The following is a 15,337-nucleotide window of genomic DNA, read 5'->3' on the forward strand; positions in this document are numbered from 1 at the left end:
GTGTAATCCTGAACGAAGTATGGCACTTCGTTCAGGATGGAATGGTGATTACTTATACATCTCCAGCAACCGTTCATCCTTCTCGTTTTCCCTGATCTTCTTTAGCAGTTCCTGTATTTGGGGCTGCTCCGACAGCACCATAAGCGCCTGGTAAGCAGAGCCCCGCACCTGGTAGATGTTGTTGTTCTGCGCAATATCGGCCAGCAAGGCAATGGCTTCCGGTCGGTTGGCATTGTTGTTTCCGGCTAAATAGGCGCCAAAGCTCTGAAGTACAAAGTATAAAGTACCGCTTTTTGTCTGGCGGAGCTGTTTCATAAACCAGTCATACTTCTCGGGGCCGCCCTGCACGGCATAATAAGCTGCCAGCGACAGGATGATGTCGTCGCTTTTCTCCTGGTCAAACTGGGCCAGGCGGGCTTTAGCATCCGGGGCGCCGGTGCCGGCATAGGCAAGTATAGCCGAAGCGGCTACCTGGTACGAGCTGTCTTTCAGAGCCTGTTCGTAGAGGTTTTTATACTTGGCGCCTCCCCATCCGGCCAGCGCAAGTATGGCATCGGCCCGCACTGCGCCCTGCTTATCCTGCTGCGCCATGCGCTGGATCTCGCCTTCCACTACAGTAGCCTCGTTTGCTTTCAGGTTGCTCAAAATGTTAATGGCTGCGCTGCGCAGTCGCCAGTAATCACTTTTCAGGGCTGTCTGCAGCATTTCTACCACTTCTGGATCCGGAAGCTTGTCCTGCAGCTTTTCCATGGCTTCTATTTTAGTAGCATAGCCTTTCGTGTTATTAAACTGGAAGAGCAGCTCCTGTTGTGATTTATCATCGGTTACGGTGCCCAGCAATTGGTTTTCGGCATCAAAGAGCACCAGCTGCGGCTGCGCAGGCACCTGGAAAGTAAAGGTCTGGTCGGCCTTTTCGATCACGATCGGATAATCGGTGCGCTTGCCATTTGCCCATACTGCTACCTGCAACGGCAGCCGGTACACGGGCATGTAGGTGGTATCCTGCTGCTGCACCACATGCAGGGCCAGTTGCCCGTTCTGATACGTATGCGTTACTTTTAGCTCCGGATGGCCGGGCTTGGCGAACCACTGGTCGAAGAACCACATCAGGTCGCGGCCTGTCACGTCCTCGAACGCCATGCGCAGTTCGGCTATTTCCACAGCGGTGAATTTGTTGCGCGTCAGGTATAGGTTCAGCGACGCCCACCAGGCATCGTCGCCAACCAGCTTGCGCAGCATGTGCAGCACACGTCCTCCTTTGGCGTAGGAGTGGCTGTCGAACATGTCTTCGCGGTCTTTGTAGTAGTAGCGGATCAGGGGTTCGCGTTTTGTCTGCGCCTCGTCCAGGTACTGGTCCAGCTCATCGCGCTGCAGGTAAGCCGCCTCATCGGGGCCGAATTTATGCTCGGCCCACAGGTATTCCGAATAGTTGGCAAACGACTCGTTGAGCGGCAGGTTTGCCCAGGACTCGGTGGTTACATAATCGCCGAACCACTGGTGAAACAGCTCGTGCGCAATAATGCCGTCCCAGTTCTTATCCAGCAGCTCGCGCTCGTTCAGTTGCAGATCTTCCATCAACACCGTGGCCGACGTGTTTTCCATGGCGCCCGACACAAAATCCCGCACCACCACCTGCGCATACTTGGCCCAGGGGTAAGCCACGCCCAGCTTGGTAGAGAAGAACTCCATCATTTCGGAGGTATGGCCGAAGATCTTTTTAGCGGTGCCCTTATAGGCAGGCTCCACATAGTAATTGACTTCTTTGTCGCGCCACTTGTCTTTTACTACTGCAAACTCCCCTATCGCCAGCATAGTTAAGTAGGGCGCAGCAGGCAGCTCCTGCTTCCAGTAATCGGTTTTAGTGCCATCGGCATTTTTGCGGGAGTACACAAAAGCGCCGTTCGACAGGGTCGTAAACTTCGGATCGACAGTAATATAGACATCCTGTGTCATGCGCTCGTTTGGCGAGTCGGTGGTGGGGAACCAGGCCGAGTTTGCTTCCGTTTCGCCCTGGGTCCAGATCTGCTGCGGCTTGTCGGGGTCCTGCTTCAGCGGGTTGATAAAGTATAAGCCCTTGTTTTCGGTAATGGCGGTGCTGCCGCCAGCCGGCAGTTCGTTTGGTTTGGCAGTATAACTAATCTCCACCACATACTTGTCGTTGCGGGTATAGGTCTTGTCGAGGTGGATGGTGAGTTGCTGGCCGTTGTAGTCATACTTGAGGGGCATACCGTCGGTACCTTTCAGCAAACTCACGGCGTGTATATCAAACCCTTTGGCGTCGAGCACCAGGGTATTTTGCGGATAGAACCAGGGCTTGGCCGTGATCTCGGCAGTGCCGTTCAGATATTGTTTCTGCCAGTCGAAGCTAACGCGCAGGGTGGTGTGCAGCAGGTCGTTTTCCAGGGTGCGGCTGGGGTTAAAGGCAAATTTTTTGGGTGCCCAGGCAGGCACGCTGTCAGCCGGGGCGGCTACATGGGTCGTAGTGGCGGCCGGCACCTTGCTGCTTTCACTCACGCCTTTGCTGGCATTGCAGCTTACCAGAAAAGCCATGGTAGCAGCCAGGCTTACAGCACTCAAAAATCTATGATTCATGCGGGATAGTTTTTAATTTTGAGGTCAAGTTCTAAAAATACTCTGAGAAAACCTTTAACTTTAAGGTCTGAACCAACACACGAAAGATGCTCCAGGTAACCACCCCAAACGGTAAAGCATGGCAGGTTGAGCTGCAGAAAGACGCGATCCTGCTGGATGGCACTCCGTTTAACTGGGACATTTCACCTATCGGCCCCCGTACCTTTCATATTTTAAAGGATAATAAGTCCTATACGGCAGAAGTGGTGCAGGCAGACTATCAGGCCAAAACGTTTACTTTTAAAATAAACGGCACCACGCACACCATACGCGTCAAAGATCGTTTTGATTTACTGCTCGACCAACTGGGCATGAGCGATGCCAACATACAGAAGGTGAATGACGTAAAGGCTCCCATGCCGGGCCTTATACTGGAAATAAAAGTGAAACCCGGCCAGGAAGTAAAAAAAGGCGACCCGATCATGATCCTGGAAGCAATGAAGATGGAGAACATCCTCAAATCACCCGGCGACGGCGTTGTGAAGGAAATCAAAGTACAGGTAAGGCAAAACGTGGAAAAAAACCAGGTCCTGATTCTTTTTTAAAGTGTGCGTATAATGAGAGCGGCTGCCACGGTGGCCGTTTTTTGTGTAAACCAGAACCATAACCAATACAATAGATACCGTGAAGTATAAAAGAATTTTGTTAAAGCTAAGCGGCGAGGCGCTAATGGGAGATCAGCAGTATGGCATCGACTCCAACAGGCTGCTCAAGTATGCCGAAGAGATTAAAGAAATTGCGCAAATGGGGGTGCAGGTAGCTGTTGTCATTGGCGGCGGTAACATTTTCAGAGGCGTGCAGGCCGAGCAAGTGGGCCTGGACCGCGTGCAGGGCGATTACATGGGCATGCTGGCTACCGTTATCAATAGTATGGCGCTGCAGAGTGCCATGGAGAAACTGGGCGTTTATACCCGCCTGCTCTCCGGTCTCAACATCCAGCAGGTATGCGAGCCTTACATCCGCCGCCGCGCCGTACGCCACCTCGAGAAAAACCGCGTGGTGATCTTTGGCGCCGGCATTGGCAGCCCATACTTTACCACCGACTCTGCCGCATCGCTGCGTGCTATTGAGATCGAGGCTGACGTGGTATTAAAAGGAACCCGCGTAGACGGCATTTACTCGGCCGACCCGGAGAAAAACCCGGATGCCGAATTCTACTCCAACATCTCGTTCAAAGATGTGTTTGAAAAAGGCCTGAACGTAATGGACATGACCGCCTTTACGCTTTGCAAAGAAAATAACTTACCCATTGTAGTCTTTAACATGAACAAGCCCGGCAACCTGAAGCGCCTGGTAGAAGGCGAGTCGATCGGCACGCTGGTGTCGATGGATGATATTGCCGAAGCCATGGAAGAAACCATGACGAAGTTGCAGCAGGAAGAGGCCAATCAGAAATCCGGCAATTTTTAATACTTTTGCACAAACCATACTTATTAGTTTTATCAGAATCCTATTAAGCTACAATTGATATGACGGAAGAAATTCAGTTTTACCTGAGCGAAGCAGAAGAGTCGATGCAGAAAGCGGTGCAGCATACGGGCAGCGAGTTGATCAAGATCCGCGCCGGCAAGGCCTCGCCTGCCATGGTAGAAGACCTGCGCGTGGATTATTACGGCACGCCAACGCCCATCTCGCAGGTAGCCAACGTAATGACGCCAGACGCCCGCACGCTGCTCATCAAGCCCTGGGAAAAAAACATGCTGGGCGAGATAAACAAAGCCATCAAAAACAGCGACCTGAACCTGAACCCGCAGCAAGAGGCTGATGCCATCCGCCTGAACATTCCGGCCCTGACCGAGGAGCGCCGCCGCGACCTGGTAAAGCAGGTGAAAAACGAAACGGAAGCCGGCAAGATCAGCATCCGCAACATCCGCAAAGATGTGAACGACTCGCTGCGCAAGCTCCAGAAAGAAGGTACCGCCGAAGATGCCGTGCGCGATGCCGAAGCCAAGGTGCAGAAAATGACCGATTCCTACATTGTGAAGATCGACGAGCTGCTCTCTAAGAAAGAAGCAGAGATCATGACGGTGTAAGTTTAGATGTTAGACATTAGATTTTAGATAAAAAGGAAGCCCTTCTGAGAAATCAGAAGGGCTTCCTTTTTATACTTGTTTATACTTTGCTGCGCCTATACTTGTGCCTGGCTTTAAAACAGGCTGGCATACTTTTCAGGCATCGCGGCCAGGGGCCTGATCTTGATGTCTTTGTAGTATACTTCTGCGGCCTCGCTTTGCAGTTGTAACCTGCCTTTGGTAAGCGGCACCGGCTTGCCATTTTGCATATAACGGGAGTTCTGCAGCACCATCACCACGTGGCCGTTCACAAGATGCAGGCTCTTGCCCTTATAACAGATCAGCTCGATTTCGGTCCATTCGCCTGGCGGGCTTTCATGGTCTTCGCTGCGCAGGCAGAAATTTCCGATATCAGAACCGGCGCCAAGCGGCAGGAAAGGCTGCTTTGGGCTGGCTACGGTATTCATGTCACCTTCCGGAATGTAAGCGCGCACATCGATGGCCGAGGAAGCAATAGGCCAGTAATCGCCCATGTGCCCTTCCATGATCTGGAACTCCTGCCCCAGCATCCAGGAGCGCCAGTAATCTACCCCGCTTTTGCCCTGGGAGTGATACACAATACCGGAGTCCTTTAGTTTTGCTGTGCGGGGTACCCATTTCTTGTTGCCCCATTTCACTTTCAGCTTGAGATGGTAGTTCTCGAAGTCCTGCTTTGTAAAGAGGCACCCGTAAATTTCGCCGCTTATTTTCAGCACCGGCTCCCCGTTTTCTTCTACCATCGAGAATACATTGTTCTCATTTTTGTTGTACCCAATCGGCGCAAGCGCTTTCCCGTCCTTGCCTTTCGGCATTTCGCCTTTGTAGCCATCCTGGTGCCGGTAGCTCAAGTACATCTCCCAGTTCGAAAGGTTTTTGTCGAGCAACGGCGTCCATACTTCTTCCCTGTTAAAGGAGCTCAGACAGAACAGGCAAATTAAAACCGATGCACAGGCTGCCAGCCCCTTCACCATAAAAGATCTGTTTTTCATATGTCAGGTTAAAATGGGTATAACAATGTGCTTGCTGTAGCCGCTAAAAAATGCCCAGAAATTTCTTCTTCTTATAAATTTGCTGCAGGTCCTTTTCAAACAAAGTATAAGGGTCTTGATAGAACCGCATAAAATCAGGCACACTCACCTGTCCGGGAAAAGGGGCATAAAAGTGCGTGGGGCTGCGGGTGTCGTTGCGCCACACCAGCACGTAAGAAAGGTGCAGGTCCTCCCGTTTCATGGTTTGTAAAAGCGTTTTCGTCCACCAGGTCGTATCGGGTATCGACTCCAGGCCGGTTTCGGTGAAAGCCGCCAGCTTGCCGGCTTTCCGGGCGTAATCTGACAGGATCTTCAGCTTCATAGCGGCCGTATCAGTGGCATAACGGTCGCGGCCCATGTCGCCATAGTTATCCATACCCACCATATCAACCCACTCATCGCCCGGGTAGCGCTCCAGGTATTTGGCTTCCGTTCGGAATCTATTATCCGGCGAGTAGGCATAGATAAAATTATGCACATCCAGGCTGTCGCGCAGGTAGGCAACTGTAAAACGCCACAGGGCAATAAACTCCTCGCGCGAGGCATGTGGTTTGCCCCACCAGAACCAGCCGCCGTCAAACTCATGGAAAGGCCGGAAAATGACGGGGGCCAGCGTGCCGTTGGCTCCTTTCAGGGTGTGCGCCCATTCGCCTATGCCGTTCAGGATCTGTTTATACGCCTCGTGGGCTTCTCCACCGGGAATAATGTAACTGACGGCCGGTAACGAAACGGTATCGACCCAGTAAAAGCTACCGCCGGACACCGGGTTGGGAAAATGCCAGGCAGCTGTGGTTACCCCGCCGCGGTTGTAGGTAGCAATCACTGTTTGCCGCACACGCTCCTTGTTCAGGCGCACCTCCTCTGCCGGCCGGCCCGAAAACCCGCTGAAGTCCACCCCGATTACGGCGGGGTGCGAACCGGTTACCGATTTCACATCCGAGCGGTCTTTGTCGCCTGCCCAGCCATGACCATACTCTGTGGCGTGCTGGTGTCCGAACAGGGTGTGATGCTTTGCCAGCTTGCCCAGGTTCTGATACAGGGCTGTGGTTTCGGCAGTGGCACCGGCATCAATTGGTTTTGAAGGAGCACACCCCGCCAGCAACAGGCAGCAGAGCAAGGGCCATCGTAAAATAGGCTTTATTAAAAGTCGGGTATACATCAGGCAGCTATATAGTTATCAGCAATATAGCATGGCTTCCCGGCACTTGCAATCCGGACGGGCGGCCATTTTACGGGCAGCCATACTTGTGCCCGGCATCCAGCGGCGCGGCGCTATCGTTTCTGCTGCGCCGCATTGCCTGGGCCTAGCCTACGCAAATATAAACTGCAGTAAAAAAGAACGCACCTGCGAAACCGTTTCGTGGGTGCGTTCTATTTTATACGATGCTTGTGCCTTGCAGCTGCTGTTTTTTGGGAAAGCTACCGGTACAGTTTATGCACTTTAATGTAGTCGGCTACCTCATCGGGTACCAGGTATTTGATGTCTTTCTCTTCCCGGATACAATTGCGGATAAAGGTAGCAGATATATCAAGTATAGGGGCTTTAACAAAGGTCACGTTGGGCATTTCCGGCAACGCCACGGTAACGGAGCCCGAACGCGGGTAAATATAGACCCGGTGGTATTCGAGGATCCGGTCGGCATTTTTCCACTTTGGGAACAGAGGCAGGTTGTCCTCGCCCATCAGTAACACAAACTCATAGCTTGGATACTTGTCCTGCAGGTAGGTGAGCGTATCGATGGTATAGCTGGGCCGGGGCATGCTGAACTCGATGTTAGACACATTCAGGTTCGGATTATCGGCAATAGCCAAGGTAACCATCTGCAACCTATCGAACTCGTGCAGCAGCGTGTTGCTGGGCTTAAAAGGGTTTTGCGGCGAGACAACCAGCCAAACGGTATCCAGGTCGGTGTTCGTAGCCATGTAATTGGCCAGGATCAGGTGCCCGGTATGGATGGGGTTAAAGGAGCCAAACAGCAGCCCTACTTTCATACAATGGCCGGTTCGGAAGCCAGGAACTCATGCACCAGCTTTTCGGCCTCGGCACAGGCTCTTTCAAGGTTGTCGTTTACGATCACCTTATCGAACTGGTCTTCGAATCCTAACTCAAAATTAGCTTTAAAAACCCGGCTGGAAATACTTGAGGCCGAGTCGGTGTTGCGGGCTGTGAGGCGCTTGGCCAGTTCTTCGATGGAGGGAGGCTTTACGAACACAGCCAGGGCGCGCTCTTTGTAAAAGTGCTTTATACTTAGGCCGCCTTTCACATCCACATCCAGAATCACGTGCTTGCCGCTTTTCCAGATGCGCTCGATCTCGGACTTAAGGGTGCCGTAAAAAGCCCCCTCGTATACTTCCTCCCACTCCACAAACTCATCGTTTGCAATCTTTTGCTTAAAGTCTTCGGGGGTGATAAAGTAATAATCCTTGCCGTTTTCTTCGGTGCGGCCGCGCTTATCGCGGGTGCAGGCCGAAATAGAGAAGCTCAAATGGGGCATGACATTGAGCAGATGCTTTACTATAGTAGTTTTGCCGGCACCGGATGGTGCCGAAAAGATGATGATTTTGCCTTGCATCAGGGGTTATACCGTAGTTTCTTGGATTTTAGCTTTGATCGAGAATGCCAGGCGGTCCGGCACGATCCTGCGCTTTAAGTGGCCGCTGACAAGGCCTTTGAGAAGCTTCTGCTTTTGATGGCTTTCAAAGCAGGGAACACACTCTTCGATGTGCCCGTTGAAAAAGATCTGTTCCTCTGCCGAGGCCTCTCCGTCCACGACGGCGTCCAGCAATTTTATGATCTTCTCACAGTTCGTTTCATGCCCCGACTCTGAGGCACTCTGCTCGTAAGCTTCCGTAAATTTTGATTCCATTACCTCAAACTCTTAAAATTCTTTAATCATTATACCCCATGCTTCTGGCATACTTTTCTAACTTCTCTTTCAAAGAATTTCGGGCGCGGTGCAGGCGGGAACGGACAGTTCCGATCGGAATGTCCAGTATTTTGGCCATCTCCTCATACGTAAACCCTTCCAGGTCACACAGGATGATCACGGTTCTGAAATCGACAGGCAAAGCATTCAGGGCACTGGCCACTTCATCGCCTATCAGATCCTGCACGCTTTCGGTGCGCATATCGGTGGTGGTGGCCACGCCACTTTCCCCTTCTACATCTTCCGAGTTATAATACCCCTCTACCTCGCTGTAGTCAACCTTTGCCGGCTGCTTGCTCTTTTTTCGAAATTCGTTTATGAACGAGTTCTTCAGGATTCGGAACAGCCACGCTTTTGCATTAGTTCCTTGCTCAAAGTAGTCAAAGAAGCGGTAGGCTTTCAGATATGTCTCCTGCACCAGGTCGTTCGCGTCGTCTTCGTCTAGGGTGAGCCTGTAGGCAAAGTTGTACAGAGGGTCCAGCACGGGCAGCAATTCGGCCTCAAACCGTGCATCTTTTTCCTCCTTACTCATTTGTTTCCCTGTTTGATCGCTCATCTATCTGGATTTTGTACTTTAATGAAGTCCGCCATCGCGTATTATACGCAAATATAGAAATTTTAATTACATACCCTGCTTGCCGCCGCAGGGTTGCAGCGGCTTCACGGCAAGCGCATAATTTTTTACTATACCTGCACTATACGCAAAACAGGCGGCCGTGCTATACCTGAGCACGTTAGGCGCAGTTGCTGCCGGCAGCGGTGGCCGATGCAATTATAGCCGGATTTTAAAATTGTATACCGCTTTGTCGTACTTTTGCAGCAACAGCCATTGTGTATATACGTTGCCATGCCCGGAGTTAGCGCCATTATCATCTGTAAAAATGAGGAAAAAAATATAGCTGCGGCTATAGAATCGCTCCTGTGGGCCGACCAAGTACTGGTAATCGACTCGTTCAGCACAGATGCTACGCTGGAAATTGCCGCCCGATACCCGGTAAAAATACAGCAGCATGCCTTCGAGAATTATTCGCGCCAACGCAACTGGGCCTTAGCGCAAGCTACCCACAACTGGGTGCTGATGCTGGATGCCGACGAGCGGATACCAGCCGGGCTGCAGCAGGAATTACAGCAATTGCTCACCGGCTCTCCCACACATGCCGCTTACCGCATTTTCCGCAAAAACTTTTTTATGGGCCAGCGGGTGCGTTTCAGTGGCTGGCGAAACGATGCCGTGGTGCGCCTCTTTGACCGGAGCAGGTGCCAATACTCCGACAAGCATGTGCACGAGGAACTGCAGGTGCCGGGCAGCACAGGCACGCTGCAGCACAAAATGCTGCATTATACTTACAAAGACCTGCCCCACTACCTGGATAAGTGGAACGAGTATAGCTGGCTTGCAGCCAAAGACCGGGCCCGGAAAACAAAGCAGGTTACGCTTTTTCATCTGGCTATAAAACCGCTGGGGCGTTTTCTACGCCAGTATATCCTGAAGCTGGGCGTGCTGGATGGCAAAGTAGGTTTTACGATTGCCTGCCTGGCCGCCGGCAGCGTGTTTATGCGTTACCTGAAGATCTGGCGTATGCAGGAAGAAAAATTTATACTTGCCTGAGCATGCGCATCCTGCATCTGATATCGGAAAAGACGTGGCGGGGAGGCGAGCAACAAGCCGCTTACCTGATAGAAGAACTGCAGCGGCACGGCGTAGAGAACTTTGTTGGCTGCCGCAAAGGCTCCCGGTTTGAGGCGTATGCACAGCGCATGCAAATTCCGTACGTAACGCTCTCTTTTTCGAAGGTCTTCCCCTTTGCTTCGGCTACAAAGCTCAAAAACTACGTTAATTCCCACCACATCCAGCTGATGCACCTGCATACCAGCCATGCTCATACGTTGGGGGTGCTGGCGCATGTATTAGGCGCCAAAGCGGAACTGGTGTTAAGCCGGCGGGTAGAGTTTGAAATCGGCCGCAACCCACTCTCCCAATTCAAATACAATTACAGCGGAATCAGGCGTATTCTGTGCGTTTCAGACAGCGTGCGCCAACAGATGGCCGCTAGTATAAAAGACAGCGGAAAGTGTGTAACTGTTTACAGCGGCATTAACCTGGAGGCGTTCGAGCAATATACTCGCCAGAATGCCACTTACCTGCGGCGCAAGTACTCCATTCCCACCGATCACCTGCTGATTGGCAATGTTTCGGCTTTAGATAAGCACAAGGACTATTATACTTTCCTGGACACGGTTAAGCTTTTAAAGGAGAGCGGGGTAAAAGCCCGGTATTTTGCCATTGGCAGTGGCCCTTTGGAGCAGGAAATAAAGCAATATGCCGCAGTTCTGGGCTTAGCAGCAGATGTCATTTTCACGGGCTTTGTAAGCAATGTAAAAGAAATCCTGCCGGAGCTGGATCTCTTCCTCTTCACGACCGTGAAAGAAGGCCTGGGCTCCTCGGTACTCGATGCCTTTGCCTGTAGTGTGCCGGTGGTAGCTACCGAGGCGGGCGGTATTCCGGAAATGGTAAAGCACGGCATCACGGGCCTGCTGGCACCCATCCGCCGCCCGGACCTGCTGGCGCAACAGGTGCTGCAGGTGCTGCAAAACTCAACGCTGCGCAACAGCCTAACGGAGAATGCCCGCCAGGAAGTGCTTAAATTCTCGAAGGAGCATACTGCCCAGCGCACGCTAGCTGTTTACAAGGAAATTCTGGAGGTTAGCAAAATTTAGCAAACCTTTACTTGTTTACCTTTTAGTCTTACATCCGTAGTAACTTTTATACAACCTCCTACCTTCGTTAAGGTGCCCGCAAGCTGCAGCTATCGGAGTAAAACGTATAAAAGCTGTGATGTACCTCCTGCGACTTTCCTTGCTGTTATGCCTGCTTGCTCCGCCACATGCTGTGTGGTCGCAGCAGTATAACTTCCGCAACTGGATGCTGGAGGACGGCCTGCCGCAGTCGCAGGTAAATGGCATGTTGCAGGACGACAAAAAGCAACTATGGCTGGCTACCCGCGGCGGCGTAAGCAAATTTGATGGCAGCACGTTTCTTACCTACACCCGGCAACAGGGACTTAGCAGCAACAACATCTCCTGCCTTTTTCAGGATAGCCGCAAACGCCTCTGGATAGGCACGTCCGACCATGGCCTTAACCTGTACACAAACCAGCACTTCCGGCATTTTAACAGCTTACCCGACACGGGCATACTTGCTGTTGCCGAGGATGCGACGGGGCAGATCTGGGTGGCCACCAAAAAAGGCCTGTACTTTTTAGCAGACAACGGCTTCCGGCTATATTCTCAACTTCCCCTGCAGCCCTACACCGCGCTGCTTACCACCCCTGCCGGCGAGGTTTGGGTGGGCAGCAAAACGGCCGGGCTTTATGCCCTTGGCAAACAGCCTCGGCATTACACGGCAGCGAACAGCGACCTGGGCAGTAACAGCATTACCAGCCTCTTGCTGCACCAGGGCCAGGTATGGGTGGGTACCCAGCAAGGCCTTGCCCGCATCAGCAAGGGCAAACTTACCCGCCAGCGCCTGCCCCGCTCCGTTTCTTCCCCGGCGGTTAGCAGTTTTACCCAAGACCAGTACGGCAACCTGTGGATCGGCTTAACAACAGACGGCCTGCTCAAGCTCAGCAACGACAGCATCACCCATATCACACGGCAAAACGGGCTTCGGACCAACCACGTCACAGCACTGGCCTCTGATACCGAAGGCAACGTCTGGATTGGTACCGATGGCTACGGCCTGCAGCAGTATAAAGCGCCCTGGTTTGTCCATTACTTTGATTTTGCCGGCAATACTGAATCGCGGGTAACAGCCTTGGCCCAGGACATGCACGGGCGCGTATGGCTGGGCACCGACGATGGGCATGCGGCCTATGTGCAGGACGGCAACAAGCTTAACTGGCTTTATACCGATGTATGGCCTGTCGGCACCACCTTGTATAACATGTGGGTGCAGAACAGCGACAATGTATGGGTGTGCACCAGCAACGGCCTCTGGAACCTGACCCCCAAAACGGTACGCCACTATACCGTTGCCGACGGGCTGCCTTCCAACACCATTTACCAGTGCATGCCCGACTCGGCCGGAAACCTGTGGTTTGCCACCGCCAATGGCGTCGCTACCCGAACAGGAAATACCTTCCGGCAGGTAACAACAGGTACAGCGGATAGCCCGCAGCGCGTATTCTGTATCCTCAATGACCGTAAAAACAACCTGTGGTTCGGCACCGAGTCGGGCGTGTACCGGCTGGTAAGCGGCAAACTGCAACGTCCCCCCGAATTAAGCGCTTACCCCATGGAGGAGGTCACGGCTATGGCAGAAGATAAAACGGGCAATTTATACTTCGGCGCCTTTAACTTTGGGATTGTGGTGCTGCGCGCTGCAAAGGATTCCTACCTGGTCAATTCGGGCTGGGGGTTGCCAAACGAAGGGGTCCGGAACCTGTATGTAGATACAGCCGACAACCTGTGGGTGGGTACCAGCCGCAACCTGCTCAAAATACAGCTGGATTCGCTGCGCCGCAAGCGCAAACTCAGCTACCGCGTGTTCTCCTACCAGGATGGCTTCCGCGGCATCGAGGTAGGGTATAACGCCATTACCCAGACGCCTGACGGTACGATGTGGTTTGGTACGGCCAAGGGCCTGACCAAGTACCTCCCGCAGCTGGACCGACCGAACAAGGAGTGTCCGCAACTGCTGCTAACCGACATTCTGCTCTACCAAAAGCCTACCGAGTGGCGCAAGCTTGGATATAAAACCGATTCTGCCTCCGGCCTGCCCCTTAAGCTGCACCTGCCTTTTAACCAGAACCATGTCACCTTCAGTTTCCATGGCATCAGCCTCTCGTCCCCGACCGAGGTACGGTACAAGTATAGGCTGGTAGGAAACGAAGAGCAATGGTCGGCAGTAACCCGGCAAACATATGCCACCTATGCCAACCTGGGCCCAGGCAAGTATACATTCGAGCTGATGGCCCGCAATGGCGACGGGATCTGGACGCCGCAGCCGCTTACCTATACCTTTACCATTGTGCCACCTATCTGGCGCCGCGAATGGTTTATCGGGCTCATGCTCCTGGTGCTGGCTGGCATTATACTAAGTGTGGTGCGCCTGCGCGAGCAGAACTTGGTGAAGATGAACAGCCTGCTGGAGATGAAGGTGCGCCACCGGACCACCATGCTGGAGCGCAAGAACCTGGAAAAAGAAACCCTGCTGCAGGAGATTCACCATCGCGTAAAAAACAACCTACAGATCGTGATCAGCCTGGTGAACCTGCAGGCCCGGCATGTGGAAGACCCACAGACCCGGGATGTGATGCGGGCCATCCAAAGCCGCGTGCGGTCGATGGCTATTTTGCACGAGCGCCTCTATCGCCATGATGACTTGGGGCAGATCGACCTGGAAGATTATTTTAAAGGTATCTGCGAGAGCCTGTATGCAGCCTATGGCATTGACCCGGCCAGAATAGCCTTACACCTGCAGATTTTGCCTATAAAAACAGACATAGATTCAGCCATTACGTTAGGGCTGATCGTAAACGAACTTGTATCCAATTCATTGAAGTATGCATTTCCAAATGAGCATAACGGCGCTTTGTGGGTGTCGTTGAAGTATAACGATAACCAGCATTATACGTTAGTAGTTGCCGACAACGGGAAAGGTTTACCCGATGATTTTGCCAGCCGTAAAAGCCAGTCGTTTGGCTTACAGCTTGTTTCAACGCTCAGCAGAAAGTTAAAGGGAGAGATGTACTTTGAAAATAACAATGGTACAAAATCAACATTACATTTTGTTTTGCCATCATAATTTAATTATTCTCGTATGCTCTAAATGCTATGACGAAACCAAAAATCCTTATTTCAGAAGACGAGGTCATCATTGCCGAGGATATTGCCGCAAGCCTGAAGGAACTGGGCTATGAAATCTGCGCAATAGATACCGGTGAAGATACCCTCGACATGATCCGGGAAACCCAGCCGGATCTGGTGCTGCTCGACATTAACCTGCGGGGCGAGGCAGATGGCGTAGAAATTGGTCACCGCATCCGCCAGGAATTCAATATCCCGTTCATTTACCTGACCGCCTACGCCGACAAAGGAACGCTGGACAGGGCCAAGAAAACCGAGCCGGATGGCTTTTTGGTGAAGCCGTTTGACGAGAAAGGCCTGCGCTCCGCTATCGAAATTGCTTTATACAAACACGACAATACCAGTCATCATACTAATGGAAAAGAAATAGACGGCATGCAGCAATCCACAAAAGAACAAGAAGTAGCCGCCGATTACATCTTCGTAAAAGTAAAGCACCGCATCATTAAAGTGCACTACAGTGATATCCTGTGGGTAGAAGCCTATGACAACTACTCCTTTATCGTTACGGCCGATCAGAAGTACCTTGTCAGCTCTACATTAAAGGATATGGAGCAGAAACTGCCCTCCCAGAACTTTGTGCGAGTGCACCGTTCCTACATCGCCAACCTGGACAAGATAGAGGCGCTGGAAGAAAACTCGGTCGTATTTGCCAAAGGAGATATCCCCATCGGCAAGTCTTACAAGAAAACGTTGATGTCGCGGTTCAATATTATATGAGGCATACTTACTTTCTTTAACCTCCTTTCCGCACGCTTCCCATTTTCCGGCTAACGCCCGTTATCCGGAGGTGGGAAAGATACGTTTATACAGCCCGGCCTCCAGGGTTTTG

At 52.1% G+C, this 15,337-nt stretch carries 14 protein-coding genes; 7 read left to right on the top strand and 7 right to left on the bottom strand.

All coding sequences use genetic code 11. From position 1 onward, the window contains the following. Window positions 1–48: 48 nt before the first annotated feature. Window positions 49–2,592, bottom strand: a complete 2,544-nt coding sequence (locus LWL52_RS19725) for a M1 family aminopeptidase (protein WP_242923672.1) — start codon at window positions 2,590–2,592, stop codon at window positions 49–51. 86 nt (window positions 2,593–2,678) lie between these two features. On the opposite strand from LWL52_RS19725, the gene LWL52_RS19730 reads away from it, so the two are divergent. The 3 genes from LWL52_RS19730 (at window position 2,679) to frr (ending at window position 4,664) form a co-directional block, all read left to right on the top strand. Continuing rightward, complete coding sequence (locus LWL52_RS19730) at window positions 2,679–3,176, top strand: acyl-CoA carboxylase biotin carboxyl carrier protein subunit (RefSeq protein WP_242923673.1); 498 nt, start codon at window positions 2,679–2,681, stop codon at window positions 3,174–3,176. A 79-nt stretch (window positions 3,177–3,255) separates the two neighbouring features. Then, window positions 3,256–4,041: a UMP kinase gene (gene pyrH, locus LWL52_RS19735; RefSeq protein ID WP_242923674.1), complete on the top strand. Its 786-nt coding sequence runs from the start codon at window positions 3,256–3,258 to the stop codon at window positions 4,039–4,041. 59 nt (window positions 4,042–4,100) lie between these two features. After that, complete coding sequence (gene frr, locus LWL52_RS19740; RefSeq protein WP_242923675.1) at window positions 4,101–4,664, top strand: ribosome recycling factor; 564 nt, start codon at window positions 4,101–4,103, stop codon at window positions 4,662–4,664. Window positions 4,665–4,777: 113 nt separating this feature from the next. On the opposite strand, the gene LWL52_RS19745 is transcribed toward frr, so the two are convergent. From LWL52_RS19745 to LWL52_RS19770, 6 genes are all read right to left on the bottom strand, one after another. Then, window positions 4,778–5,671: a 3-keto-disaccharide hydrolase gene (locus LWL52_RS19745; protein WP_242923676.1), complete on the bottom strand. Its 894-nt coding sequence runs from the start codon at window positions 5,669–5,671 to the stop codon at window positions 4,778–4,780. A gap of 43 nt (window positions 5,672–5,714) precedes the next feature. Continuing rightward, a complete protein-coding gene (locus LWL52_RS19750; RefSeq protein ID WP_242923677.1) occupies window positions 5,715–6,827 on the bottom strand; it encodes a glycoside hydrolase family 26 protein in 1,113 nt (370 codons plus the stop codon). 302 nt (window positions 6,828–7,129) lie between these two features. Then, entirely contained in the window at window positions 7,130–7,702 is a 573-nt protein-coding gene (nadD, locus tag LWL52_RS19755) for a nicotinate (nicotinamide) nucleotide adenylyltransferase (RefSeq protein WP_242923678.1), read from the bottom strand. Continuing rightward, the gene (gene gmk / locus LWL52_RS19760) at window positions 7,699–8,283 is read right to left on the bottom strand and encodes a guanylate kinase (RefSeq protein ID WP_242923679.1); all 585 of its coding nucleotides are present in this window, start codon (window positions 8,281–8,283) and stop codon (window positions 7,699–7,701) included. Before gmk ends, nadD begins: the two co-directional genes overlap by 4 nt. Before the next feature lie 6 nt (window positions 8,284–8,289). Then, window positions 8,290–8,577, bottom strand: a complete 288-nt coding sequence (locus tag LWL52_RS19765) for an anti-sigma factor family protein (protein ID WP_242923680.1) — start codon at window positions 8,575–8,577, stop codon at window positions 8,290–8,292. 22 nt (window positions 8,578–8,599) lie between these two features. Next, complete coding sequence (locus tag LWL52_RS19770) at window positions 8,600–9,193, bottom strand: sigma-70 family RNA polymerase sigma factor (protein WP_242923681.1); 594 nt, start codon at window positions 9,191–9,193, stop codon at window positions 8,600–8,602. 291 nt (window positions 9,194–9,484) lie between these two features. Here LWL52_RS19770 and LWL52_RS19775 point away from each other — a divergent pair, with 291 nt between their 5' ends. The 4 genes from LWL52_RS19775 (at window position 9,485) to LWL52_RS19790 (ending at window position 15,225) form a co-directional block, all read left to right on the top strand. Then, the gene (locus LWL52_RS19775) at window positions 9,485–10,246 is read left to right on the top strand and encodes a glycosyltransferase family 2 protein (RefSeq protein WP_242923682.1); all 762 of its coding nucleotides are present in this window, start codon (window positions 9,485–9,487) and stop codon (window positions 10,244–10,246) included. Between the two features lie 2 nt (window positions 10,247–10,248). Continuing rightward, entirely contained in the window at window positions 10,249–11,355 is a 1,107-nt protein-coding gene (locus LWL52_RS19780) for a glycosyltransferase family 4 protein (RefSeq protein WP_242923683.1), read from the top strand. 118 nt (window positions 11,356–11,473) lie between these two features. After that, window positions 11,474–14,443 carry a two-component regulator propeller domain-containing protein gene (locus LWL52_RS19785; protein WP_242923822.1) on the top strand — a complete coding sequence of 990 codons (2,970 nt, stop codon included), beginning with the start codon at window positions 11,474–11,476 and terminating at the stop codon, window positions 14,441–14,443. Window positions 14,444–14,472: 29 nt separating this feature from the next. Next, window positions 14,473–15,225: a LytR/AlgR family response regulator transcription factor gene (locus LWL52_RS19790; RefSeq protein ID WP_242923684.1), complete on the top strand. Its 753-nt coding sequence runs from the start codon at window positions 14,473–14,475 to the stop codon at window positions 15,223–15,225. The last annotated feature ends 112 nt before the right edge of the window (window positions 15,226–15,337 follow it).

Origin of the sequence: Pontibacter liquoris, assembly GCF_022758235.1 — a bacterium.
GTDB classification, from domain to species: Bacteria; Bacteroidota; Bacteroidia; order Cytophagales; family Hymenobacteraceae; genus Pontibacter; species Pontibacter liquoris.